General features: G+C 36.1%; 25 protein-coding genes. 21 read left to right on the forward strand and 4 right to left on the reverse strand.

Going from position 1 to position 24234, the window contains the following annotated elements; genetic code table 11:
• Nucleotides 1–160 precede the first annotated feature (160 nt).
• The 10 genes from CQ022_RS19945 to CQ022_RS19990 all read left to right on the forward strand — a co-directional run bounded on the left by CQ022_RS19945 (nucleotide 161) and on the right by CQ022_RS19990 (nucleotide 10771).
• A complete protein-coding gene (locus CQ022_RS19945; protein ID WP_105684046.1) occupies nucleotides 161–1894 on the forward strand; it encodes a thiamine pyrophosphate-dependent enzyme in 1734 nt (577 codons plus the stop codon).
• Between the two features lie 136 nt (nucleotides 1895–2030).
• Complete coding sequence (locus tag CQ022_RS19950; RefSeq protein ID WP_105684047.1) at nucleotides 2031–2513, forward strand: hypothetical protein; 483 nt, start codon at nucleotides 2031–2033, stop codon at nucleotides 2511–2513.
• A gap of 17 nt (nucleotides 2514–2530) precedes the next feature.
• The gene (locus CQ022_RS19955) at nucleotides 2531–3256 is read left to right on the forward strand and encodes an energy transducer TonB (RefSeq protein ID WP_105684048.1); all 726 of its coding nucleotides are present in this window, start codon (nucleotides 2531–2533) and stop codon (nucleotides 3254–3256) included.
• 83 nt (nucleotides 3257–3339) lie between these two features.
• The gene (miaB, locus tag CQ022_RS19960; protein ID WP_105684216.1) at nucleotides 3340–4776 is read left to right on the forward strand and encodes a tRNA (N6-isopentenyl adenosine(37)-C2)-methylthiotransferase MiaB; all 1437 of its coding nucleotides are present in this window, start codon (nucleotides 3340–3342) and stop codon (nucleotides 4774–4776) included.
• A gap of 78 nt (nucleotides 4777–4854) precedes the next feature.
• Nucleotides 4855–5304 (forward strand): hypothetical protein, encoded by a 450-nt coding sequence (locus CQ022_RS19965; protein WP_123864462.1) that lies wholly within the window; start codon nucleotides 4855–4857, stop codon nucleotides 5302–5304.
• Nucleotides 5276–6073: a tetratricopeptide repeat protein gene (locus CQ022_RS19970; RefSeq protein ID WP_105684050.1), complete on the forward strand. Its 798-nt coding sequence runs from the start codon at nucleotides 5276–5278 to the stop codon at nucleotides 6071–6073. Before CQ022_RS19965 ends, CQ022_RS19970 begins: the two co-directional genes overlap by 29 nt.
• A gap of 36 nt (nucleotides 6074–6109) precedes the next feature.
• Nucleotides 6110–7399, forward strand: coding sequence for a sigma-54 interaction domain-containing protein (locus tag CQ022_RS19975; RefSeq protein ID WP_105684051.1), 1290 nt, complete (start codon nucleotides 6110–6112; stop codon nucleotides 7397–7399).
• Between the two features lie 13 nt (nucleotides 7400–7412).
• Entirely contained in the window at nucleotides 7413–8117 is a 705-nt protein-coding gene (locus CQ022_RS19980; protein WP_105684052.1) for a hypothetical protein, read from the forward strand.
• Nucleotides 8107–8658 (forward strand): LptE family protein, encoded by a 552-nt coding sequence (locus CQ022_RS19985; protein WP_105684217.1) that lies wholly within the window; start codon nucleotides 8107–8109, stop codon nucleotides 8656–8658. The genes CQ022_RS19980 and CQ022_RS19985 overlap by 11 nt, the downstream gene beginning before the upstream one ends.
• Nucleotide 8659: 1 nt before the next feature.
• Nucleotides 8660–10771: a hypothetical protein gene (locus tag CQ022_RS19990; RefSeq protein ID WP_105684053.1), complete on the forward strand. Its 2112-nt coding sequence runs from the start codon at nucleotides 8660–8662 to the stop codon at nucleotides 10769–10771.
• Nucleotides 10772–10815: 44 nt separating this feature from the next.
• Here CQ022_RS19990 and CQ022_RS19995 read toward each other — a convergent pair whose 3' ends face one another.
• The 4 genes from CQ022_RS19995 to CQ022_RS20010 all read right to left on the reverse strand — a co-directional run bounded on the left by CQ022_RS19995 (nucleotide 10816) and on the right by CQ022_RS20010 (nucleotide 13486).
• The gene (locus tag CQ022_RS19995; RefSeq protein WP_105684054.1) at nucleotides 10816–11421 is read right to left on the reverse strand and encodes a DUF4126 domain-containing protein; all 606 of its coding nucleotides are present in this window, start codon (nucleotides 11419–11421) and stop codon (nucleotides 10816–10818) included.
• 247 nt (nucleotides 11422–11668) lie between these two features.
• The gene (rnpA, locus tag CQ022_RS20000; RefSeq protein WP_105684055.1) at nucleotides 11669–12040 is read right to left on the reverse strand and encodes a ribonuclease P protein component; all 372 of its coding nucleotides are present in this window, start codon (nucleotides 12038–12040) and stop codon (nucleotides 11669–11671) included.
• 101 nt (nucleotides 12041–12141) lie between these two features.
• Nucleotides 12142–12867, reverse strand: a complete 726-nt coding sequence (locus CQ022_RS20005; RefSeq protein ID WP_105684056.1) for a ThiF family adenylyltransferase — start codon at nucleotides 12865–12867, stop codon at nucleotides 12142–12144.
• Nucleotides 12860–13486, reverse strand: coding sequence for a TatD family hydrolase (locus tag CQ022_RS20010; RefSeq protein WP_105684057.1), 627 nt, complete (start codon nucleotides 13484–13486; stop codon nucleotides 12860–12862). The genes CQ022_RS20005 and CQ022_RS20010 overlap by 8 nt, the downstream gene beginning before the upstream one ends.
• Before the next feature lie 97 nt (nucleotides 13487–13583).
• Here CQ022_RS20010 and CQ022_RS20015 point away from each other — a divergent pair, with 97 nt between their 5' ends.
• From CQ022_RS20015 to CQ022_RS20065, 11 genes are all read left to right on the forward strand, one after another.
• On the forward strand, nucleotides 13584–14213 hold the full coding sequence (locus tag CQ022_RS20015) for a TetR/AcrR family transcriptional regulator (protein WP_034692722.1): 630 nt from the start codon (nucleotides 13584–13586) through the stop codon (nucleotides 14211–14213).
• Between the two features lie 103 nt (nucleotides 14214–14316).
• Complete coding sequence (locus CQ022_RS20020; protein WP_105684058.1) at nucleotides 14317–15312, forward strand: outer membrane protein assembly factor BamD; 996 nt, start codon at nucleotides 14317–14319, stop codon at nucleotides 15310–15312.
• Nucleotides 15313–15353: 41 nt separating this feature from the next.
• A complete protein-coding gene (locus CQ022_RS20025) occupies nucleotides 15354–15677 on the forward strand; it encodes a DNA-directed RNA polymerase subunit omega (RefSeq protein ID WP_034681463.1) in 324 nt (107 codons plus the stop codon).
• Between the two features lie 127 nt (nucleotides 15678–15804).
• Nucleotides 15805–17010 (forward strand): bifunctional phosphopantothenoylcysteine decarboxylase/phosphopantothenate--cysteine ligase CoaBC, encoded by a 1206-nt coding sequence (coaBC, locus tag CQ022_RS20030; protein WP_105684059.1) that lies wholly within the window; start codon nucleotides 15805–15807, stop codon nucleotides 17008–17010.
• A gap of 36 nt (nucleotides 17011–17046) precedes the next feature.
• Nucleotides 17047–17952, forward strand: a complete 906-nt coding sequence (locus CQ022_RS20035; protein WP_105684060.1) for a DUF4835 family protein — start codon at nucleotides 17047–17049, stop codon at nucleotides 17950–17952.
• 129 nt (nucleotides 17953–18081) lie between these two features.
• A complete protein-coding gene (locus CQ022_RS20040; protein ID WP_105684061.1) occupies nucleotides 18082–19731 on the forward strand; it encodes a DNA repair protein RecN in 1650 nt (549 codons plus the stop codon).
• A gap of 74 nt (nucleotides 19732–19805) precedes the next feature.
• Nucleotides 19806–21272 carry a DUF5687 family protein gene (locus tag CQ022_RS20045; protein WP_105684062.1) on the forward strand — a complete coding sequence of 489 codons (1467 nt, stop codon included), beginning with the start codon at nucleotides 19806–19808 and terminating at the stop codon, nucleotides 21270–21272.
• A 3-nt stretch (nucleotides 21273–21275) separates the two neighbouring features.
• Complete coding sequence (locus CQ022_RS20050) at nucleotides 21276–21992, forward strand: ABC transporter ATP-binding protein (RefSeq protein ID WP_105684063.1); 717 nt, start codon at nucleotides 21276–21278, stop codon at nucleotides 21990–21992.
• Nucleotides 21993–22010: 18 nt separating this feature from the next.
• Nucleotides 22011–22949 carry a Dyp-type peroxidase gene (locus CQ022_RS20055; RefSeq protein ID WP_105684064.1) on the forward strand — a complete coding sequence of 313 codons (939 nt, stop codon included), beginning with the start codon at nucleotides 22011–22013 and terminating at the stop codon, nucleotides 22947–22949.
• Between the two features lie 125 nt (nucleotides 22950–23074).
• Entirely contained in the window at nucleotides 23075–23635 is a 561-nt protein-coding gene (locus tag CQ022_RS20060) for an RNA polymerase sigma factor (RefSeq protein WP_105684065.1), read from the forward strand.
• Nucleotides 23622–24230: a hypothetical protein gene (locus tag CQ022_RS20065; RefSeq protein ID WP_105684066.1), complete on the forward strand. Its 609-nt coding sequence runs from the start codon at nucleotides 23622–23624 to the stop codon at nucleotides 24228–24230. The genes CQ022_RS20060 and CQ022_RS20065 overlap by 14 nt, the downstream gene beginning before the upstream one ends.
• The last annotated feature ends 4 nt before the right edge of the window (nucleotides 24231–24234 follow it).

The raw sequence follows: 24234 nt of genomic DNA on the forward strand, positions 1-24234 counted from the left end.
ATCCAATCTGTAAGGTTTTATCATAAATTCACAAAGTTTTAACAGGGTAATAACGGGAAAATTTCAATTTAATTAGCTAAATTTGATAGAGATAGGATGGGAATTATTTTTCTCAATTACTATTTTTCACCCAAAAAACAACCACCAAAATAAAGTAATTATGGCAAAAAACATCGCTGAGCAGATTGTTGAAATGCTCGAAAATGCCAATGTGAAAAGAATTTATGCAGTAACCGGTGATAGTCTCAATCATCTGAATATTGCTGTTAAAAAAAGCAGTATCAAATGGATTCATGTAAGACACGAAGAAGTAGGAGCGTATGCCGCGGCGGCAGAAGCAGAGCTTGATGGGCTGGCCGTATGCGCCGGAAGTTGTGGTCCTGGGCATGTTCACCTGATTAATGGAGTTTACGAAGCACATCGCTCTCATGTTCCAATGTTGGTGATTGCTTCCACAATTCCCAGTGATGAAATGGGAATGGATTACTTTCAGGAAACCAATACCATAAAACTTTTTGATGACTGCAGCTACTACAATCAGATGATTACCCGTCCGGAGCAGGTGCAGAGAACCGTTCAAACAGCTATTCAACATGCGATTTCCAAAAAAGGAGTTGCTGTGATAGGTCTTCCGGGAGATGTTTCCGAACTGGATGCTGAAGAAGGATCTACTTCCACTCAAATCTTTAAAACCAATCCTGTAATAAGGCCTTCGGATACTGAGTTAAAAAGCTTATCAACACTCATAAACAATAGTAAAAAAGTAACGGTATATTGTGGAATAGGTGCTGCAGAAGCCCGTGATGAGGTAATCGCTTTATCCAACCTGTTAAAAGCCCCTGTAGGATATTCATTTCGTGGGAAAATGGCCATCCAGCCGAATAATCCTAATGAAGTGGGACTTACGGGATTATTAGGATTTCCTTCAGCGTATCACGCCATGCATGAAGCAGACCTCGTGATTCTTTTGGGAACGGATTTTCCGTATCAAAAATTCATGCCTGTAAAAAATAAAATAGTGCAGATTGATGAAAGTCCTGAAAGATTAGGAAGAAGGGCAAAGCTGGAGCTGGGGCTTGCAGGAGATGTTAAAGAAACAATTAAAGCATTGCTGCCATTACTGCAAGAAAAGACAGATGTTCATTTTCTGAATGAGCAGCTGGCATTTTACGATAAAGTAAAAGAAAACCAATTGGAGTATGTGAAAGATTTTGGGAAAGAGAATGCTATTCAGCCGGAATATGTGGCACATACTCTAGACAAACTTGCTAAGCATGATGCTATTTTTACGGTAGATACCGGAATGTGCTGTGTTTGGGGAGCCAGATTTATTACCGGAACAGGAGAAAGGAAAATGCTGGGATCATTTAATCACGGATCAATGGCGAATGCAATGCCTATGGCAATTGGTGCTGCCCTGGCTCATCCTGAAAAGCAGGTTATTGCTATGTGTGGAGATGGAGGGTTATCCATGTTACTAGGAGATATGGCGACTATTTTTCAATATAAATTGCCGGTAAAACTGATTGTATTCAACAACAGAACCTTGGGAATGGTAAAGCTGGAAATGGAAGTGGGAGGAATGCCCGATAATGAAACAGACATGATTAATCCGGATTTCGCGATGGTAGCCCATGCGATGGGGTATCCCGGAAAAAATGTACACCTGCCGGAAGATGTGGAAAGTGCTATTAAAGAATGTCTGGATCACAACGGTCCTTATCTTTTGAATATTTTTACCAATCCTAATGCGTTGGCTCTTCCTCCTAAAATTGAGTTTGACCAGATTATGGGAATGACCAAGTCTATGGCTCAGCTAATGCTTGGCGGTAAAATGGATGAGGTTTTTGAAACGGTGAAAAGCAATTATAAACACATTAAAGGTCTGCTGTAAAATTATAGGGTGATCATTTCAAATATATCCTGAACCTGCAGTGTTCATGTTTAAAAACTTCATACTTTGTGTGAAGTTTTTCTTTTTTACCAATAGACTAAATATTTACCTTTGTTTATTATTAGGAAACAAAATTATGAGAACGGTACTTTTATTTTTGGCTTTATGTGCAGCGAATTTTTCATTGGCACAGGATCAGGAAGAACGTGATGATTCTTTTATCAGGGAAAGCAATAAAAATCTTTTAAAAATAGATATTAAAGAACCCTTTATGCAGGTTGCTATAAAATGTAATGATTTTAAACCCGCAGCTTATGAAGGAGGTGTTGCAGCCTATAAAGATGTTCTGAACAAATATATGTATGCCTATCTGAATTCTGACTTCTATGCTTTAACCGGAGATTTTACATTTACCTTAGTCCTTGATGACAAAGGAAAAGTAGTGGATGTGAAAGGGATGCCTAAAGTTCAGAACAGTGAAGTTTTTTTTGACGATATGCAGTATGTGGTGAGACGAATTAAAAAGAACTGGACTCCGGCGTCTTGTAACGGACAGCCTGTGGCTTCACAGATTAAAGTTAAAATGAACTTCTCTTCTATTTCAGCAGATATTGATTAAATAATTTAAACACAAAAATGAAAAAGACTTTTATTATTTTTTTTCTGGCTTTTGTCTCTCTGTATAAAGCTCAAATACTTGATGAATACCCGGAGAAGCAAAGCTTTTATGAAGGTGGAATGGTTAATTTTTACAAAGATGTTCATGAATTTCTTATCAATAGTAAATTGAAAGAATGTGATGGTAAAGAAATTTATCAGCCTAGAATTATCATCACCGATAAATCTGAAGTTAAATTTATTAAAGACCAGGATACGGCTAATATTGCAAGGAACAAATGTGCATATGATCTTTCCAGAGAAGTTCTTAAGAATCTTAAAAAATGGAAACCTGCTGAAGTAAAAGGCTGGAAAATTGGAGCCATTACTGAATTTATTTTATATCCAAAAGATGTGATGAGTAATTATCAACCGGGTTATGATGCCAATAAATTTGTAGCACATACCAAATACCCGGAAGGATCAAAAGCTTTTCATACATTATTTCATGATAATTTTATGATGATTTTTGAAGATTATCAACTTAACGGAAAGGTAAATCTGGAATTTTATATCAGTAAAGACGGGCATATTATTAATCCTAGAATTTATCCTGAGATTTATAATCAGAATTTTAATAATGATTTTATGCGGACTCTTGCAAGGATGAAAAAGATCTGGATACCAGCTTTCTATAAAGATATTCCTATCGTTGAGAGGATTTCATTTCCGGTACAGTTTTCAGTAACATTTACTGAAAGATAATCCTGACATTCTGTCACAATATTTTGTATCTTTGCAAACTTATTTGTTCGTAATTGATGATTGCGAAACTTAAATTGATTATCGTGCAGGAAAAATATATAGACGAAACAAAACAGGGCGAAGCTTTTGCTATTGCAGAAAGACCTGAGAATTCTAAAAAACTGTTTTTAGAAAGCTATGGTTGTCAGATGAATTTCTCTGACTCTGAGATTGTTGCATCCATTCTTAATGAACAGGGGTATAATACAACAATGAAGGTAGAAGAAGCCGACCTGATTCTTTTAAATACCTGTTCCATCCGTGAAAAAGCGGAACAGACTGTAAGAATGCGTCTTTCTCAGTTCAAAAACCTCAAAAAAGAAAGACCGAATATGACGGTAGGTGTTTTGGGATGTATGGCTGAAAGATTGAAAACCAAATTCTTAGAAGAAGAACAATTGGTTGATCTTGTTGTAGGACCAGATGCCTATAGAGATTTACCAAATCTTTTAAAAGAGACTGATGATGGAAGAGATGCAATTAATGTTATCCTTTCCAAAGAAGAAACGTATGCAGATATCAATCCCGTTCGTTTAGGAGGAAACGGTGTTACCGCTTTTGTTACCATTACCAGAGGTTGTGATAACATGTGTACATTCTGTGTAGTTCCTTTTACCAGAGGAAGAGAAAGAAGCCGTGATCCTCACTCCATTATAGAAGAATGTAAAGATCTTGCCAACAACGGATATAAAGAAATTACCCTTTTAGGACAAAACGTAGACTCTTACCTTTGGTATGGAGGAGGTCCTAAAAAAGATTTTGCCAAAGCATCTGAAATGCAGAAAGCAACAGCCGTAAACTTTGCTCAGCTTCTTGATTTGGTTGCTAAAGCTGTTCCGGAAATGAGAATCAGATTCTCTACTTCAAATCCGCAGGATATGAGTCTGGATGTATTCAGAATGATGGCAAAACACGACAATATCTGTAAATATGTACACCTTCCTGTACAAAGCGGAAGCAATAACATGCTTGAAGCAATGAACAGACAGCATACCCGTGAAGAATATCTTGATCTGATTAAAAAAGCGAAAGAAATTGTTCCTGATGTATCCTTTTCTCAGGATATGATCATTGGATTCTGTAATGAAACAGAAGAAGATCACCAGGATACTTTAAGCCTGATGAGAGAAGTAGAATATGACTATGGTTATATGTTTGCATACTCAGAAAGACCTGGAACTCCGGCTCACAAGAAAATGGAAGACAATATTCCTGCTGATGTGAAACAGAGACGTCTTGCTGAGGTTATTGCACTTCAGGGTGAACTTTCAAAACAAAGAATGAAATCTTATGTGGGAAGAATACACCAGATTCTGATTGAAGGAATTTCCAAAAAGAACAAAAATCAATGGAAAGGAAGAAACTCTCAGAATGCAGTATGTGTATTCGATCAGCTTGAAGGACAGAAAATAGGTGACATTGTGGATGTTTTTGTATATGACAACACACAAGGCACACTTTTAGGGAGAACAGCGGAATAAAATTAAGTTTTGATCAAAGCGGCTTACCTTTTCACAATGCTTTCCTTTGGTTGGGTATCCTGCCAGACAGAAAAAAATGTGAAAAAATATCCCGGTACCGTAGGAGATGTCGAGTTTGATCATCAACTGGATGATCCTGATTTTAAAAAATGTGGTTCTGAAAAATGGGGACATTTTAGCTTTCAGTACTATCAGGGAACAAAAGAATTTAGCTACAAAGGAGAAAAGATAGCGATTGCTGAAAAACTTAAAAAAGAAAATATATATTCTGAAAAGAAGGTCAACGGCTATATAACCGTGAGATTTTTAGTAAATTGTGAAGGAAAGACAGGACGGTTCAGGTTACAGCATATGAGCCCGGATCTGAAAGATTCTGTATTGGATGAAGAATTGGAAAAGAAGGTACTGCAGTTTACAAAATCACTCGATGGCTGGATGCCGAAAGAGATAAAAGGTTTAAAAGTAGATTACTATCAGTATTTAACCTATAAAATTGAAAATGGAAAAGTTTCAGAGGTATTACCTTAGCTTTTTGTTACTTATCGTTTACACCAATACTATTGCACAGGTTAACTGTAATGCAGTAGAGGGTGAGAACTGCAAAAAAGCGTGTGAGTTATACAACTGGGCTTCAGATTTACAAGGATACGCAGAATCGCAGGAAGGCTTTGATAAAGCGATTGAGCTGTGCCCCGATTTCTCCCGTTCCTATATGGAAAAAGCCGTTCCATATCTTAAAAACGGAGATTTTGTTACCTGGAAAATTTTAATTGACAAAGCTGTTGCTTTAGATCCTCAAATGCACCTTGGCTATAGAGGCTGGACCAAGTTTCAGTTTTTAAGAGACTATAAAGGGGCTATTCAGGATTTAGATGCATTAAAAAAATATGAGCCCGGAGACTTAGGAAGATCTCAAAACGGAGACTATAATCTGGATGTAGTAAGAGCTATGTCCTACAGTGCTTTAGGACAGAAAGAAAAAGCAGCGGGGATTATAGAAAGGCTTCTGGCTACCAGAGGTTATGTGAAGGGAATGTTTGATCATTATCAGCTGGGAGTGACCTATTTTGAGCTGGGAAGGTATGACAAAGCCCTGGAAAATTTTGAAAAACAAAGCAAAGAATACAACTTTGCCGAGAACATATACTTTAAAAGTAAAGTTTCTAAGATCAGAAACAAAGATTATTTGGATTTAAAAATGTTAGCCCTGCAAACGTATGATGAAGGGAAGACCATGAAAGATGTCTACACTCATCATTTTAACAAAGTCTACAGAAAACAGATAGAAGAACTGTAGAAGATTAACATTAAATCAATAATCAAAAATTTACTTATGAGCAACGAGCTACAAAACATAAAAAACCGTTTCGGAATTATCGGAAACTTTCCTGCACTTAACCGGGCCCTGGAAAAATCTATACAGGTGGCACCTACAGATATTTCTGTGCTGGTCATTGGAGAAAGTGGGGTAGGTAAAGAATTTATTCCGAAAATCATTCATTCAGAATCAAAAAGAAAACATCAGCCTTATATTGTGGTAAACTGTGGTGCAATTCCGGAAGGAACCATAGATTCTGAATTGTTCGGACACGAAAAAGGAGCTTTTACAGGAGCTACAGCTACAAGAAAAGGATATTTTGAAGTAGCAGATGGCGGAACTATCTTTTTAGATGAGGTAGGAGAGCTTCCGCTGCAGACTCAGGTTCGTCTTTTAAGAGTGCTTGAGAGTGGTGAATTTATGAAAGTAGGTTCTTCACAGGTTCAGAAAACGAACGTAAGAATTGTGGCCGCTACCAACGTTAATATGATGAAAGCCATCCATGACGGAAGGTTCCGTGAGGATTTATATTACCGTTTGAATACCGTTCAGATTGATATGCCGCCTTTGAGAGAAAGGAAAGGTGATATCCATTTATTATTCAGAAAGTTTGCAATAGATTTTGCAGAAAAATACAGAATGCCGGAGCTTGAATTGGAACCAAGCGCTGTTCATTACATTGAAAGTTATTCTTTTCCAGGTAACATCCGTCAGCTAAGAAACTTAGTAGAGCAGATGACCGTTGTGGAAAGGAATAGAAATATAACCGCTGAGAAATTGGCCGAGTATATTCCTATGGAAACCCACCTTCCCATGGTAGTAAATACTCAAAGTACTCCAAAGCAGAGCGATTTCGGAAGTGAAAGGGAAATCATGTATAAAATTCTATTCGATATGAGGAATGATATTAATGATTTAAAATCCTTAACTTCGGAATTGATCAAAAACAGAGGAACAGCAGATCTTAGTAATCATGAGAAAAACCTGATCAACAGGATTTATACCCCCGAAAGTCAGCCGCAGGTGAATTCCGGATCATTGTTGTATTTTGAAAATAATAACGATACACCGACCGTTCAGACTCCTACGATTATTTCGACTCCTGATGACAGCTATGAAGATATTGAAGACATCGAAATTGAAGAAAACAGACCGGAATCACTTTCGCTTCAGAATAATGAAAAAGATTTGATTATCAAAGCTTTGGAGAAGCATAAAGGACGCAGAAACAGAGCGGCAGATGAGCTGGGAATCTCACAAAGAACTTTATACAGAAAAATAAAACAATATAACCTGGAAGATTAACACAACATAGATAATGAAAGTAAATTTAACACCCAAGCCGATCAATTTTAAACTCGGAGAATATATTAACAAAGGTTTCGAACTTTTAAAGAAAGATTTCGGGAATATTTTTGTAGCATTTTTACTATGCTTTATCATGTCGATTATTCCGTTCTGCGGACTGTTGGCAAAGGGTAATTTATACAAATATCTTCAGAGATTAAATAGAAATCAGCCGGCAAGCCCGGGAGATATCTTTGATTTTAAAGATTTCATGCCTTATTTTATGTTGCAGTTAATTATTTTTGGTAGTGTTTTATTACTTTACATTCCTTTATTTGCGGTGTTGGGTATATCAGGGGCATTATCAGAGCGTAATGAACCTAACCCAATGGTTGCTCTTTTCGTGTTTCCTTATATGTTTTTATTAATTGCAGCGATATATTACTTCGTATTGAAGGGCTTTTATATCATCCCGTTAATCAGTCTTAAAGGGATTAAAGAAATAAAAGAAGCCTGGAAGATTTCAAAAGTAATGACCAAAGGAAATCTCCTGTCGATTTTTCTTTTCTCAGTGGTAGTGAGTATTTTAGCTCAGATTGGTATTGTTGCCTGTGGGATAGGAATTTTTCTTACCTTACCATTTTTATACACAGCAAACTATTTTGCTTATGAAGACGCTATTCAACAAATTGAGTATGATGAAATTATTGAAATCGGATCTAAAAATGAATTTTAACATTAAAAATATCAGCCTGAAACAATCACTGTTAACGGGAATGCTTTTTGCATTGCTGGGAGTTTTAAATTCATGCTACAGCTTTACAGGATCGTCTCTTACAGACGAAAAGACTGTTCAGATCAATGAATTTCCCAATAATGCACCTCTTGTAAACCCTGCATTATCGCAACAGTTTTCTACAGCAATACAAAACAGATTCCTTCAGAGAACTACTTTGAAAGGAACAAAAGAGAATCCTGATATTCTTATTGAGGGAGAGATTACAGACTACTCCATCACGCCTACCACAATCAGTTCCAATACCCAGACAAACCCTTCTGGTGGGGTGATTCAGCAAGCACAGAATAAACTTACGATTACAGTAAAAGTACATTATGAAAATAAAATTCATCCGGATGCAAGTTTCGACAGAACGTATTCTGATGAAGCTGCTTTCAACAGTGATGTATCACTAAGTCAGATCGAAGACCAGCAGGTAAAGCTGGTAACAGATAGAATCATTAATAAGATATTTAACGACATTGTAGCGAATTGGTAAGATGAATCCACGAGTTTTAGAATTAATAAAAAATCCGAAAAATATTCAGTCCGAAGACCTTGGTCTTTTGAAAGAAGAGATTCACACTTTTCCTTATATTCAAAATATCAGGGCACTTCACCTGTATGGAGTACATCTGTACGAGAAAGAAAACTATCAGAAAGAGCTTTCCACAACAGCGGCATATACTACTGATAAGAAGATTTTGTATCAGCTGATTAACGGAAAGATCAAACCTGAAGTTGTTAAAGAAAAGAAACCTTCTAAGACAACTGAAAAAGCGGCTCAGTTTATACCAAAGACCCAATCTTTCCCTATCAGGAGAGAAGAGGAAATCTCTTTGGAAAAACCATCTGAGGAGCAGGAAAATACGTGTGTAATTCCAGCTGCACAAGAAGTTAAACATATCTATGTAAACGGTGAACGAAACAGAATTTTATTTGAAGGAGAAGAAAACTTTCTGGATGAACAAAATTCTGAAACGATAGATATTGAGTCTACTCTGGAATCAGGAACTTTGGTAACCCAAAAGACTGAACCTGTAGTGGAGGAGCCTATTCAGCAAGAAGAAAAGCAAACTGAAATAGAGGAAAAAGCAGGAGAAGACTTTACACCGGAAACGATCATTGATGAAGATCAGATTTCTTCAGAAAAAGAAGAAGAAAAGGTTGACGAAGAAGAAAATATCAGTTTCCATGAAGTATCTCCTTTAGCATCAGAGGAAAGTATTGAAGAAGTTACGGAAGAGCCTTTAAATACAAGATCAACTGATATTGAAGCTATATCTGTTTCTGAAGAAGAAATCGCTCAACAAGAGATACAAACTGAAGTAGAAGATAATGCTGGAGAAAATTTTACGCCAGAAACCATTATCGACGAAGATCAGATTTCTGCTGAAAAAGAAGAGGCAAATAGTAATGAAGAAGAGTCATCAATAGAAATATCTGATGCTGAAGTAAGCTTCCATGGAACAGATTCATTTATGCCGGACGTTAAAATTCAGGCCAATAATGAAGAAACTTTAGAGACCGTTGAGATTTCCCAACCGAATGTAAATAAACATGAGGAGGAAATGAGACGCCTGATTGAAGAGGTTGAGAAAAAAATGAAGGAGACGAAACCTGTTCTGCAAGAGGAAGTAGAGCCTGAAGTGGTTGAAGATCATGAAATTAGCTTTGCTGATACTCAGAATTTTCATTTCTGGTCAACAAGTGAGGATAAACCTGAGGAAACAAAAGAAGAATCCTTACCTGAAGAAGTTGTTGAAAGTCAATTGCCTGTAGAAGAAGCTAAGGTTGAAATTACAGAAGAAAAAGAAGAAGAAACTCCTGGAGTACAGTCTGTATGGAAGCCCATGAGCGTGGAATCCAATATGCCAGATTCTTTAATCAGCAAATCAGAAAAAGGATCAGCGCCTGAAATCAAAATTCCGGTAGCGGAAGCAGCTCCTGTTGCAGAGCCTGAAGCAATCATTGAAGAACAGCAGCCTTCCGAAACTGTTACAGCAACCGTTCAGGAAGAAGCTCTTCCAGTATCGGAAATGTCTGAAAATGAAGAGAATCACTCTGTGTTAATTGAATCAACTGAAGAAGAAAAAACGGATACAGAAAATGGAAAAGAAGATGTTCCTGTGATGAATGTTTCATTCTTTGGAACTGATATTTCTACCCTTAAAGTTGAAGAAAAGCAGAAGGAAAAGAAAGAAGAACCTGTAGAAAAAACAGAAGAGGTTACTATGAAGAATACGGCTCAGTCGTCAATAGACAGCAATGTCCCAGGTTTTATCAATACTTGGCAGAGCTGGCTTAAGATTGGCAGAACAGAAGAAAATGAAAAGGAAAAGTTGGAAATTAAAGATAAAGCTATTGAAACCTTTATTGAAAACAATCCTAGAATCAGTCAGTTAAAAGAAGAAAGTACCTATGTTGTAAAAGAAAAGAATGACGATATCTCGCATTTGATGACAGAGACATTGGCCAATCTTTATTTTGAACAGAAACTCTATACAAAAGCAATAAAAGCGTTTGAAATATTAATCAAAAAGAGTCCTGAGAAAAAGGAATATTTTGAATCCAAGATTAAGGATATTAAGGACTTCAGAAGTAAAAATTAAAAAAGAATAAGGTACTGATTAGAACAGTACCTTTTTTTATTTTATCATTTCTGAGGATTGTTTTTACTGCTTCTTAATTTTTTCCAGGCTTTTCGTCCGAACACAATAACAACAATTAAGGTAATTATTGCAAAAATAGCGGCCAGTACTGGAGCTGCCATCGCGAGAATAGACATTATGCCTGCTCCTGCCGTCTCTGTTGTTCCTACCATAGAATTTCCCAGACCTCCTGTTGTTGCAGTAGAAGCGGCCCTTATTCCTGCAAATCCGGAACTGATTGTTGCTGCGGTGCCTCCACCTGCAATTAATGCCAGCGCCCATTGCGGAAAAGTTCCAAGTTCAGCAAACTGGCTGGCAAATAAAATGGAACCTGCAACCGTTGCCATAGGAATAGAGACCGTGTCCAGTAAATGATCAATAAAAGGGATATAATAAGCCAGAATCTCAATAATAGTGGCTATTCCTGTTGTAATAAGTGTAGGCAGACCTGCAAGCCATTCAAAATGCTCATTCATAGGAATCCAATTGAAATAAGAGGCAAGACTTACGATAAACATGGGAAGAAATACCCGGAAGCCTGTAGCAGCCGCCAATCCAATGCCGATAAACGCACTGATTATATAAGAAAAATAGGGAATATTGTCTAACATATTAATTTTCAGATTTATTGTTTTCTCTAAAAATACAAAAACTATCTGAAATTAAGAGTACGGTTGATTTTTGAGTCCCGGGATACGAGTTTCGAGCTTCGCTATTTGTGATTTACTGTAGAATAAAAAAAGTACCGATGTAATAATCAGCGTAAATCTGTGTGATCCGTGGGAAAATAAAAAATCTGCATGGTTAGCATAATCCGCGAGATAAAATACATCACAGATCTTTTATTCTAAAGGAAAATTACTTTTTCTGTGCTTCACAAAGCTTTATAAACTGAGCCTCTACATCCTGAAATTTCGGAGGCATCTCAGCAGAAACCCAGAACAGCATCGCCACAGTTTTTTCTCCAAACGCTTGTTTAAACAAATCTTTGTTCAGACGATAGCATTCTCTCAGTAATCTTTTGATACGGTTTCTGTGCACTGCTCTTTTAAAATATCTTTTAGAAACAGAAACTCCAAATTTTGCTTCTTCTACAGGAAGATTGGGTTTGTCTTTCAGAATAATGATTCTCAGATTTCCACTCGTTCTCCATTTGCCTTTTTCAAAAAGCAAACTGATCTCTGTGTTTTTTTTGAGCTTTTCCGCTCTGGGATATTGGAAATTTGTCATTTACGGAGTGTAAATAGGGGTTTTTATTTTTTCTCCCATCTATTTCACGAATTTATATACGAAATCGTTTTGTAAATCCGTGAAATAGGCTGGGGAATATTTTAATCCTGGTTTAATAAATGATTAATCACTTCTGAAGCGGTATACAACCCGAAAATGGCAGGCATATAGCTTATTGTTCCGTAAAAAGATCTTTTATAATTAGTTCCATCAGTCATTTTCAAACTTTCTTCATCCTGAATATCATTGGCAAAAACACAACGAACTCCTTTGTCAATTTTTGCTTTTTTCAGCCTTTTTCTTACCTGTCTTGCAAGGTGGCAATGTTCAGTTTTGCTAATATCTCTTACCAATACTTTGCTTGGATCGGTTTTTCCGCCGGCTCCCATTGAACTTACAATTTTTATCCTTCTTCTTTTGGCAGCGATAATCAGGGAAAGCTTTGGCGTAACACTGTCGATGCAGTCCAGAACATAATCAAATTTTGCAGAATCCAAAACTTCATCCATTCTTTCCGGATTCAGAAATTCATTGATTTTCGTTAAATTCAGCTGTGGATTGATGTCAAGAAGTCTTTCAGCAACCACCTCTACCTTATGTTTTCCGACCGTAGAATGCAAAGCAGGAAGCTGTCTGTTGATATTGGTGATATCTACTGTATCGCCATCCACAATCGTCATATTTCCCACTCCGGCTCTTGCAAGAAATTCCGCGGCAAAAGAACCTACTCCGCCCAGGCCTACTACAAGCACATTGGCTTTTATGAGCTTTTCTAATCCATCTTCTTTTATCAAAAGTTCAGTTCTTTCCAGCCAGTATTTATCCATTTTTTATTCTGTGTAAATTTTCTAAAATTTGTTCATTGAGTTGTTCCAAAGAAACTTCTTTTATTTCCGAAACTTTAACGTACAATTCTTCGATGTTAAAATTTTCATTGTCAGTCTCTAAAAAGATTTTGTCTAATGGAGTGTTTTTCAAAATATCCTGCAAAGATAAATTATACAAAACAGCTTTTCCAAAACTCAGGTAAAAATTATTGGCAAGAAGATCTTCAGCAATTTGATGTTTTTTATTAAAACCATGAATGATCATAGGCTGTTGCGCCTTCTTTTTAAATGAAATAACCTCATAAAATTTTCTTACACAATGAATAATCAGAGGTTTTTTTACTTCATTAGCAATCTTAATCTGCATTAAAAAGACTTCTTCCTGAATTTTATGATCAACAGAAACTAAAGAATCCAAGCCGCATTCACCAATGGCAAAACAGTTCTGAAATATCATATTTTTCATCCACAAAAACTGCTGTTCTATATTATTTACATCAATATCCTGAGGATGAATTCCGATAGAATAAGGGGAATCAGGCGGAATTTGCTCAATGTTCAGATTGTAAATTCCGTTTCTGATGTTTTTTTTATGATGGTGAAAATCAAAAAAGTCCATATTCAAAAGTAAGGATTTTTCAGAATTAATTTAAAATTATTAAACGTACGTTTATAAATGTGTTAAAAATTTCTTAACTTTACTCAAAGTACACTTCATGAAAAAAAAATTTACAGAAAAACAGATTCACATACTGGATATTGCAGAAGAGCTGATTGCAAAAAAAGGATACGAGGGAACTTCTGTAAGAGATATTTGTTCTAAAGCAAATATCAATGTTGCCATGATCTCTTATTACTTTGGTTCCAAAGAGAAAATGATGTCTTACCTCTATCAGTACAGGGTGCTGAAGACCAGAGAGAACTTTTCGGAATTTGCGGATACCATCAAAGAAGGGAAACCGGAAATGCAGTTGCGGGAAATGATTAAATATATTGTTTCTCAGCTTTTTAAGTATAATTATTTCCACGGTTTTGTGACTCAGGAGCTTCGTCATACAGAAAATCTGAAAGATGAATTGCTTGATTTCTATCAGTTATTCGTCAAAAAGCTGGATGAAGTCATTAAAAAAGGTGTTGCATCAGGTGTTTTTACTTTTACACCAAAGCCTGAAGATATTCTTACCATGATTATCGGATCTACTTTATTTGTAATCAGGAACAAAAATTTCTATGAGCTCTATGTTCCGAGCAAAAATGAGGAAACCTATGCAAAAGAAGCTGAGAAAAAGGTGAGAATGAATCTTTTATTAAGTGTTTTTGCGATTCTGGGATACGCTGCAGACTAAAATTACGTTAAATATTCATAAAAAAAAATCTATTGACAAAAAAGTTATATTTTTGCAAATTAGTAAATCGGCTGTATAATCCGAAAACTGTTGAACTTTTTATATGAAAAAATATATTTTAGGTCTTTTTGTTGTAGCGGTGATTTCATCTTGTGTAAGCCAACAGGAAAGAGCAATGAGAAGTGCTGATAAAGAATTTATCTTAAAGGCAGCTAATGAAAATTTCGCTAAGAAAAAGTGGAAAAATGCATTGGCGCTTTACGACAGACTTGCAAATCTTGTGGCAGGAACGGATGATTTTCCTAATGTAGGTTTCAACACTGCTTATGCTAACTACTATGACAAGAGTTATAAGCTGGCAGGTCACCAGTTTAAAAACTTTGCAGTGAGTTTCCCAAAAGATCCAAGAGCTGAAGAAGCAGCGTATATGTCTGCATTGTGCTATTATGAAGGATCTATGGATTATAACTTAGATCAGTCCAGTACAGAATTGGCTATTAATGAGCTTCAGGAGTTCCTGAACAATTATCCCAACTCTGAAAGGTCTAAAAATATCAGCCAACTTATTGATGAATTGTCTTATAAGCTTGAATTTAAAGCTTACGAAAACGGAAGACAATACTATAAAATGGGAGAGTATAAAGCAGCGAATGTAGCATTTGAAAATGTTTTAGAAGACTTTCCAAGTACAAAACTTCGTTCAAAAATTTATGATTATATCATGAAGTCACGTTATGAACTGGCGATGAAATCAGTATATAATCTTAAAGACGAGCGTATTGAAAGTGCTCTGACTTACACAAAAGTGGTAGAGAAAGAGCTTCCTAATACAGAATATTCTAAAACGGCATTAGATCTTAGAGAAAAACTGGAAAAGGAAAAACAAAACTTCGTTGTTGTTAAAAAACAAACTGAAGCAAGAATTGCAGCTTTAACGGCAAGACAGAAAAAAGAAGCTGAAAAACTGGCAGATAAAGATAAAGCTGATCAGCAAATAAAGGATCAGATCAGCAATGAAAAGAAAGCAATCCAGTTACAGAGGGACAGTGCGGCACTTAAGACGCCTCCTCCTGCAGCGACTTTCAAAATTCAAAGATAATTCGTAAATTTGCCATCTTAAAATAAAATAATTTTCTCAAAATGAGTGTAAAAGATACAAAAGCAGAAGTAAATACTATTACTTACGATAAAGATAAGATTGAAGATAAAGTAGGTTCAATCTATGAAGCTATTGTTATCATGGGAAAGAGAGCAGAGCAGATCAATGCGGAGATCCGTACGGAACTTCACAACAAATTGGATGAATTTGCTGTTCATAATTCTACATTAGAAGAGGTTTTCGAAAACAGAGAGCAAATTGAGATCTCTAAACATTACGAAAAGCTTCCAAAGCCAACTTCAATTGCTATTGAAGAATGGTTAAACGAAGATGTTTATTTCAGAAAAACAGAAGAAAGAAAATAATCAATCATCTGTGTTTTAATAAATCAAGGTCATAAAGGAATTCATTTCTTTTATGACCTTTTGTTGTTTTAAAGCCTCATTGTGTGGGAAAAAATAAGTACTTTAGTATTTCAAAAATTAGAACTAAATGAGTGTTTCCGGTAAAAAGATACTTATCGCTGTCTCTGGAGGAATTGCGGCTTACAAAATTCATTTTCTCATCAGAGATTTTGTGAAGAAAGGAGCCGAAGTACAGGTTATTATGACTCCTGATGCTGAAAACTTTGTGACGAAACTAAGTCTGTCTACATTATCCAAAAAACCTGTGTATTCAGATTTTTACAGCAGCAACGGAACATGGAACAGTCATGTGGAAATGGCTTTGTGGGCAGATGTTATGATTGTCGCTCCATGTACGGCCAATACACTGTCTAAAATGGTCCACGGAATGTGTGATAATCTGGTTATTGCAACGTATATGTCTGCAAAATGCGCGGTATTCATTGCTCCTGCAATGGATCTTGATATGTATGCACACCCTTCTACAAAAAAGAATCTGGAGCTGGCAGAAAGCTTCGGACATATAATCATACCTGCGGAAAACGGAGAGTTGGCAAGCGGACTGATCGGGCAGGGAAGAATGGCAGAGCCGGCAACGATCTTTACTACAGTTGAACATTATTTTCATTCAGATAGCCATTCCGGAAGTCTTGATGGGAAAACGGTTTTAATTACTGCAGGACCTACTTATGAAGCTATTGATCCGGTAAGATTCATCGGAAATCATTCGTCTGGGAAAATGGGCTTTTCTCTCGCAGAAGAAGCTTCGAAAAGAGGCGCAAGAGTAATCCTGATTTCAGGGCCAAGTTTTCAGACCCTTAATGATCCAAATGTTGAACTTCATAAAGTAACTTCGGCAAAAGAAATGCTGGCCAAAGTATTTGAATTTTACGACAGAATAGATATTGGGATTGCCAGTGCGGCAGTAGCAGATTATGCTCCAAAAGAAGTGGCTAAGGAAAAGATCAAAAAAAATGATGAAAACCTGACGATTGAATTGGTTAAGAATCCTGATATCCTTAAAACAATGGGGGAAAAGAAGACTCACCAGTTTCTGGTAGGATTTGCCCTGGAAACCCAAAATGAAGAGGAAAATGCAAAAGGAAAACTGGAAAAGAAAAATCTGGATATGATTGTTCTGAATTCTCTTCGTGACGAAGGTGCTGGTTTTAAAAATGACACCAACAAAATCAAAATATTTACAAAAACAGAGAAAAAAGAATTCAATCTGAAATCAAAGGATGATGTAGCAAAAGATATTCTCAATTTTGTAGAGGCTCAATTTTTAAAATAATTTTAATAAATTTCCGTTCTCAATTTTTAATAGACAATGAAAAAAATTATAAGTTTATTTTTTCTGTTTTTTCTATATACCCAAAGTTTTTCTCAGGAGCTGTTGGCAACAGTACAGGTAAACTCCAATCAGCTTGGGGGAAGTAACCAGCAGGCCTATAAAGCATTGGAGAAAAGTCTCAGGGATTTTATTAATAATACCAGTTGGACGGGTAAAAAACTTCAGAATTTTGAAAAAATAAAATGTGCTTTTTCTATTGTTATTTCTGAAAGAGACGTAAATAAATTCAAAGGAACTATTGTTATTCAGGCAGTAAGACCTGTTTATAATACGACCTATGAATCTCCTTTACTGAACCTTCAGGATCAAAGATTTGCTTTTGAGTACATTGAAAATGAGAGTCTTATTTTTAATGAAAGACAGTTTTCAGGGAAAAATCTTACGGATGTGATCAGTTTCTATATCTATGTGATTTTAGGGTTGGATGCAGATAGCTTCCAGTCTATGGGAGGATCTCAATGGTATGCAAAAGCACAACAGATTGCTCAGAATTCCCAAAACAGAAACTATGAGGGCTGGAATACCATCAATGAGCCAAGAAGCCGTTCTATTTTGATCAACGAAATCATGAACCCAAACTGGGGTCAGTTGCGTTCTACCATTTATACTTACCACAGAGCAGGATTGGATAACCTTTTCAACCAGGATCAGACGGCCGGGAAAAAAGTGATTTTTGATGCGCTGATGCAGCTTAAAATGTACGAAAACAATTTCCAGCAGGCATTTTTCTTCAACCTGTTCATGGATACCAAAAGTGATGAAATTTTCAATATTTTCAATTCTGGAAATAATGGAGGCCTCATTCTTAATGACCTTAAACAGAATATGATTATCCTCTCACCAAAGAATATAGAGAATAAGTGGAATAAATGGAAAGTCTAAAATTTCTGAGTACGTTTAATAACAGATAGCATTATTGATGAGTGCACAATCAAAAAACGATTTCTTAACTCATTAAAAAAACTTAATTTTACCGTTCAAACTCAAATTGGATTATAACCCGGATTATCAATGCTTTCGAGAATTTACATTAAAAACTTTGCCCTGATTGATACCCTTGAAGTATCATTGAAAAATGGTTTACAGGTTATTACCGGAGAAACCGGGGCTGGTAAATCTATTATTTTAGGGGCTTTGCGACTTATTTTAGGAGAAAGAGCAGATGTAAAATCTATTGCCAAAACTGAAGAAAAAAGCGTTGTGGAAACCGAGTTTTCCCTCAACAATCAGTTTAAGAAATTCTTTATTGAAAATGATCTGGATTACGAGCTTCAGACTATTATCCGAAGAGAAATCCTTCCTTCAGGAAAATCCCGGGCTTTCATTAATGATGTGCCGGTAACGCTGGATATTCTTAAAGAACTTTCCTCACAACTCATTGATATCCATTCTCAATTTGAAACCTCTAACCTTTTTACCTCAGAATATCAGTTTAAAATTATTGACGGGCTTTCTGAGAATAAAAAAATCATAGAAGATTATCAACAGGAGTTTTCTGATTTTCAGACTCTTAAACTGTTGTTGAAAAAGCTGAAAACCCAGCTTTCAGAATCTAATAAAGAAAGTGATTATAAAGAATTTCTGCTTAACGAACTGGAAGAGCTTAAACTTGATGATGTAGACTATGAAGATGTTCAGAACCAGCTTTCCATTCAGGAAAATGCAGGGATGATTTCAGAAAATGTAGGCCAGATCTTATCAAGATTCCATCAGGAAGAAATAGGTATTTTATCCTTCTTCCATGAAGCTACAAATAAGCTTTCGAAAATTTCCGAAGTTTCCACCAGTTTTGCTGAACTTGATGAAAGACTTGAAACCTCTTTTGTAGAGCTTAAAGATATCATTTCCGAACTGGAACATGAGGCGGAGAGAGTTGAAATCAATCCGGAAAATCTGGTATACCTTACCGATCTTAATAACAAAATCAATGCTTTATTTCTGAAGCACAATGTTTCAGATCTTCATGAACTGATTGAAATCAGAAACCAGCTGGCAGGAGATCAGAAAGGAGCTTCGGATCTTGAATCACAGATTGAAGAAACGGAAAACAATATTTCTCAAAAAGAAAAAACACTTCAGACTCTTGCTGCAAAGCTTTCAAAGAACAGACATAAGAATGTTCCTGTTTTCATCAAAAAAGCAGAAGTCCTTTTGAAAAAACTAGGGCTGGAAAAAGCAAAAGTCGATATAGAATTACAGGATGCTGAAGAATTCAACCCGTTTGGAAAAGAAAATATCCAGCTGTTGTTTCAGGCCAATTCCGGTTTCCCTTTAAAACCTATCCAGACTGCTATTTCCGGAGGAGAAAGATCAAGAGTAATGCTTGCTGTAAAGAAGATTATTGCAGAAAGTGATGAGCTTCCAACCCTTATTCTGGATGAAATTGATACCGGAGTTTCAGGAAAAGTAGCTGAAGAGATCGGAAACCTTATGAGAGAAATGTCTGAAGACATGCAGTTGATTGTTATCTCTCACCTTGCACAGGTTGCCGCCAAAGGAAATGATAATTATAAAGTGGTGAAGCAGGATATTTCGGGCAAAACACAATCCACCATTATTCCTTTAAGCAGTGAAGAAAAACTGAACGAAATTGCCCAATTGCTTTCCGGAAGTAAAATTACAGAAGCCGCTCTGGCACAGGCAAAAGAACTTATAGGATAACGAGAGAAATCTAATTTTCGTTAAAAATTTGTAACATATTTTGCATTATATTTACTAATGTAAAAAACTAACATATGTTTCTAAAGTTCCTTAGGCTTGAAATCAAAAGCTTCTTTCGTGGTACATCTTTAGGGATCAATCTGACCATGAAAATCCTCCGTTTCATAGGAATTCTTTACTTCATAGGATGTCTTATTGGGGGTGCCTTTCTTGCTTTTTTCTACATTCAGGAAGAAATGCATCAGAATCCTTTAAAGATGGTTTCAAAATTCATGATCGTTGCGTGGATTATAGATTTGGTTATTAAATATTTATGGCAGGAAGTTCCTACACAGAATATTAAGCCATTTCTTACCATGAATATCAGGAAGAATACACTGGTCAATTATATGCTGGCCAAAACCTTTCTTTCTGCATTCAGCTGGCTGACCTCATTATTCTTTATCACATTTTCCCTGATTGCTTTATTCAAAGGATATAGCATTATAGGAATGCTGGTGTGGCTTATTGGAGTCATAGCATTGCTCTATCTGAATAACTTTATCAATATTTTTTTCAATGGGAAAGAGCCTTTAGCTATTGCCATTGGAATCTGTTTTGTGATCATCGGAAGTCTGGGATACTACAATATCATTCCGGTTTTATCATATTCAGAATCAGCTTTTTTAAGCTTCTATGAAAAACCTTACTTTGCGCTGATCCCTGTTATTCTGTTTGTCCTGCTGTGGTGGATTTGTTTCCGTTATCTGCGTAAAGAATTTTATCTTGATCAGGGGCTTGAAGCTAAGAAAACAGTAGGGAAAACAGAAAATATAGCTTTCCTGAATAAATATGGTGTTATTGGTACATTTATCAATAACGATGTTAAAATGCTGAGACGTAATAAGGTCGCAAAAGGTATTTTACTCGGCAGTGTTATGTTTCTTTTTTATGGATTGCTGATGTTTACTTCTTCACTATACAAAACCCCTGCAATGATGATGTTCATGGGATTATTTGTAACAGGTGGTTTCCAGTTTCTTTTTGGGCAGAGGGTGCCGGCTTTTGACAGCTCATATTATCCTCTGATGATGACTCTGAATGTTCCGTACAAAGAATATTTAAAAGCAAAATGGTGGCTGATGAATATTGTAACCGGAGCTTCTATAATTATAGCACTTTGCTATGCTTATTTTGGCTGGGAAGTATATGTCACATTTTTTGCAGCAGGATTGTACAATATGGGGGTGAATTCTCAATTTACTTTGTGGTCGGGAGCCTTCAACAAAACTCAGATTGACCTGAACTCAAAGGAAAAAAGACTGGGACAGAAAGGAAGTTTTAATATGGTGGCTATACTTTTATTGATTCCTAAAATGCTTCTTCCTATGGGAGTATTTGCTTTGGCAAAATATTTTACAGGAATTACAGGTGGAGTGGTAAGTATTGCTATTATTGGAGTTATCGGATTTTTTATGAGAGAAAAGATCTTCGATATTATTGTAAAACAATATAAAAGAGAAAAATACAGCGCACTTGATGCATTTAAAAATAAAGGTTAAATCATGATCAACATACAAAATTTATCCAAGACATACGGAACAGCAACTGTTCTTAATATCGAACATCTTGAGATTCCAAACGGGGAAACATTTGGCCTTGTAGGAAATAACGGAGCAGGAAAAACAACTCTTTTTAGCCTGATGCTGGATTTGATTCAGGCAAGCACAGGATTTGTGAGTATTGACGGAATTAAGGTCAATGAATCCGAAGCCTGGAAAAATAAAGTTTCAGCATTTGTAGATGATACCTTTCTCATTGGTTATCTTACTCCAGAGGAATACTTTTATTTCATCGGGGAGCTGAGAGGTCAGAACAAAGCATCTGTAGATGAATTCCTGAAACCTTTTCATGATTTTTTCAATGGTGAGATCCTGAAATCAGGGAAATATATCCGTGATCTTTCAAAAGGAAATCAGAAAAAAGTAGGAATTGTAGGAGCTATCATTGGAAATCCTGAGATTATTATTCTCGATGAGCCCTTTGCCAATCTCGATCCTTCTACACAGATCAAACTTAAAAATCTGATCAAAGAATTATCAAAACAAGATGGTGTTACTTTCCTTATTTCCAGTCATGATCTTTCACATACAACAGAAGTATGTAACAGAATCGTGGTGGTGAACAAAGGTCTTTTGGTAAAAGATATTCAGACCAATCCGGAAACTTTGAAAGATTTGGAACAATATTTTGCAGATCAGGTTTCAGTTTCGGATATTTAATACCACAAAAATAGAGGTATGAATACGACAGAATCACAGAATGTGACAGACTATCCAAATAGCAATACTATTTTCATGGTCTGGAAACTTCATGACAGCCCGCAGCTGAAAGATATTTTTCAGGAGCTATGTGCTTTGGTTTTAAATCTTAATAATTCGGTTTTTAACCGTTTCCCGGACAGCAGGGCAAGTTGTGTAATGGGAATTGGTGCTGAAGCATGGAGGAAGCTGGAACTTCCAATGCCACTGCCAAAGGAATTGACTGGTTTTGAAGAAATAAAAGGAGTAAAACATACGGCTGTCTCCACTCCCGGAGATCTTCATTTTCACCTGAGAGCAGATAACAAAAGCCTGATTTTCGATATGGCGGTTGAAATATCCAAATTATTGAGTTCGGTAGCTGAAAGTATTCTGGAGATTCACGGATTTAAATATTGGGATGCACGTTCCATTCTTGGTTTTGTAGACGGAACGGAAAATCCGCATGGTGACGACCGTGATTATTTTGGAAAAATAGGAGATGAAGATCCTCAATATAAAGGAGGAAGTTATCTTTTCGTTCAGAAATACCTTCACAATATGGATGCCTGGAAAAGCCTGTCCACAGAAGATCAGGAGAAAGTGATCGGAAGATCAAAGGAAAATGATATTGAAATGTCTGATGATATAAAACCTTCCAATTCACACATTGCCTTAGCCAATATCGAAGGTGAGAATGGAGAGGAATTGAAAATAGTCAGAGATAATATGCCTTTTGGTAACCCATCTACGAATGAGTTCGGAACCTATTTTATAGCCTATTCAAGTACATTTACCACAACAAAAAAGATGTTGACCAATATGTTTATAGGTGATCCACCAGGAAATTATGACAGAATCTTAGATTTCAGTACTGCAGTTACAGGAACACTTTTCTTCGTTCCCACCAGAAATATGCTTGATGAATTCTCAGGATAAAATATAAAGGCTGTCTTATTCTAAGGCAGCCTTTTTCCTTTATTAAGTAATATCAATAAAAATATTTTTAAAAAATTGTAACCTTTTTTTGTTTTGAGTGTCTTTAAGATAGAAACAGCATAAGCATGAAACTTTTGTTCGGAAATAAAAAGAATGATTTGTTGAGCCTCCTGAAAAAACAGGATCCGGCTGCACAGAAGATTTTCTATGAACAGAATGTAAAGAGATTTCTGAGCGTAAGCAAAAGCTATGTGAGCGATTTGTATCAGGCGGAAGATTGTCTTATTAAAGCATTCTGTAAAATTTTTAAGCATATAGAAAGCTTCAGAGGAGAATCGAACCTGGATAGCTGGGCGAGGAGAATTGTCGTTAATGAATGTCTGAATTTTATCAAAAGCCATAAAACAGTATTCTATCTGGACGAAATCAACCAGTCTTTTCACGAAGACATTCATGAGGCGGAGATAGATTGTGATTTTAATGCACAGGAACTTTTGGATCAGCTTCCCGATGCCTACAGAATGGTTTTTAACCTGTATGTACTGGAAGGCTATTCTCATCAGGAAATTGCTGATACTTTGCAGATTTCAATTGCAGTGAGCAAAACCCAGTTGTTTAGAGCAAAAGAAAAATTAAGAAAGATCTACTTTCAACAACAAAAAAAAGTGAAAAATGAAAACGTCTAAAGATAATATTGAATGGCAGATCAAAAAACAGATGGAGGAAAGGGAAATTACCCCATCGCGCGATCTGTGGTCTGAAATTGAGCTTCAGAACAGCAGTAATCGTCCCAGATTACAGGTGAACTGGATATTAATAGCGGCATGTTTCCTGTTGACATTTGGTTTAGGGAGTGTTTTCTTTTTTCTTAATCAGCCTTCAGAAACACAACCGGAAATTGTAAAGAAAACAGCAAAAAATAATGAAGAAGAAATTATAAAAGCTCCTGTTCAGAATAATATTCCGCTGGCAGTTGAGAATAATGATAAAAAGGAAGTGAAGAAAACACTTTCAGAAGATAACAAAGAAGTTATTTCTCCATTGGCAATGGGGGAAAATAAACTTCTTCCTAAAGAAATGATTCCTATTAAGAAACTGGATATTCCTCAGATTTCCAATCCTAGACTGATGGCGAAAGCCGATTCTTTAAAAACTCCGGTTAAAAAGAAAAAATATGTAGATCCTTCCACACTTCTTTTCTCAGTAGAGCATAAAGATGTCATCGAAAAAACAAAAGATGGAAGTAACGTGGCAACTACTATTGATTTGAATGCCAGATAATTTA

The sequence above is a fragment of the Chryseobacterium culicis genome (genome assembly GCF_002979755.1).
GTDB lineage: Bacteria > Bacteroidota > Bacteroidia > Flavobacteriales > Weeksellaceae > Chryseobacterium > Chryseobacterium culicis_A.

Bases quoted from the DNA above. Each gene is read 5' to 3' on its own strand.
- CQ022_RS19945 (WP_105684046.1), top strand. From the start codon at position 161: ATGGCAAAAAACATCGCTGAGCAGATTGTTGAAATGCTCGAAAATGCC.
- CQ022_RS19950 (WP_105684047.1), top strand. From the start codon at position 2,031: ATGAGAACGGTACTTTTATTTTTGGCTTTATGTGCAGCGAATTTTTCA.
- CQ022_RS19955 (WP_105684048.1), top strand. From the start codon at position 2,531: ATGAAAAAGACTTTTATTATTTTTTTTCTGGCTTTTGTCTCTCTGTAT.
- CQ022_RS19970 (WP_105684050.1), top strand. From the start codon at position 5,276: ATGGAAAAGTTTCAGAGGTATTACCTTAGCTTTTTGTTACTTATCGTT.
- CQ022_RS19975 (WP_105684051.1), top strand. From the start codon at position 6,110: ATGAGCAACGAGCTACAAAACATAAAAAACCGTTTCGGAATTATCGGA.
- CQ022_RS19980 (WP_105684052.1), top strand. From the start codon at position 7,413: ATGAAAGTAAATTTAACACCCAAGCCGATCAATTTTAAACTCGGAGAA.
- CQ022_RS19985 (WP_105684217.1), top strand. From the start codon at position 8,107: ATGAATTTTAACATTAAAAATATCAGCCTGAAACAATCACTGTTAACG.
- CQ022_RS19990 (WP_105684053.1), top strand. From the start codon at position 8,660: ATGAATCCACGAGTTTTAGAATTAATAAAAAATCCGAAAAATATTCAG.
- CQ022_RS19995 (WP_105684054.1), bottom strand. From the start codon at position 11,421: ATGTTAGACAATATTCCCTATTTTTCTTATATAATCAGTGCGTTTATC.
- rnpA (WP_105684055.1), bottom strand. From the start codon at position 12,040: ATGACAAATTTCCAATATCCCAGAGCGGAAAAGCTCAAAAAAAACACA.
- CQ022_RS20005 (WP_105684056.1), bottom strand. From the start codon at position 12,867: ATGGATAAATACTGGCTGGAAAGAACTGAACTTTTGATAAAAGAAGAT.
- CQ022_RS20010 (WP_105684057.1), bottom strand. From the start codon at position 13,486: ATGGACTTTTTTGATTTTCACCATCATAAAAAAAACATCAGAAACGGA.
- CQ022_RS20015 (WP_034692722.1), top strand. From the start codon at position 13,584: ATGAAAAAAAAATTTACAGAAAAACAGATTCACATACTGGATATTGCA.
- CQ022_RS20020 (WP_105684058.1), top strand. From the start codon at position 14,317: ATGAAAAAATATATTTTAGGTCTTTTTGTTGTAGCGGTGATTTCATCT.
- CQ022_RS20025 (WP_034681463.1), top strand. From the start codon at position 15,354: ATGAGTGTAAAAGATACAAAAGCAGAAGTAAATACTATTACTTACGAT.
- coaBC (WP_105684059.1), top strand. From the start codon at position 15,805: ATGAGTGTTTCCGGTAAAAAGATACTTATCGCTGTCTCTGGAGGAATT.
- CQ022_RS20035 (WP_105684060.1), top strand. From the start codon at position 17,047: ATGAAAAAAATTATAAGTTTATTTTTTCTGTTTTTTCTATATACCCAA.
- CQ022_RS20040 (WP_105684061.1), top strand. From the start codon at position 18,082: ATGCTTTCGAGAATTTACATTAAAAACTTTGCCCTGATTGATACCCTT.
- CQ022_RS20045 (WP_105684062.1), top strand. From the start codon at position 19,806: ATGTTTCTAAAGTTCCTTAGGCTTGAAATCAAAAGCTTCTTTCGTGGT.
- CQ022_RS20050 (WP_105684063.1), top strand. From the start codon at position 21,276: ATGATCAACATACAAAATTTATCCAAGACATACGGAACAGCAACTGTT.
- CQ022_RS20055 (WP_105684064.1), top strand. From the start codon at position 22,011: ATGAATACGACAGAATCACAGAATGTGACAGACTATCCAAATAGCAAT.
- CQ022_RS20060 (WP_105684065.1), top strand. From the start codon at position 23,075: ATGAAACTTTTGTTCGGAAATAAAAAGAATGATTTGTTGAGCCTCCTG.
- CQ022_RS20065 (WP_105684066.1), top strand. From the start codon at position 23,622: ATGAAAACGTCTAAAGATAATATTGAATGGCAGATCAAAAAACAGATG.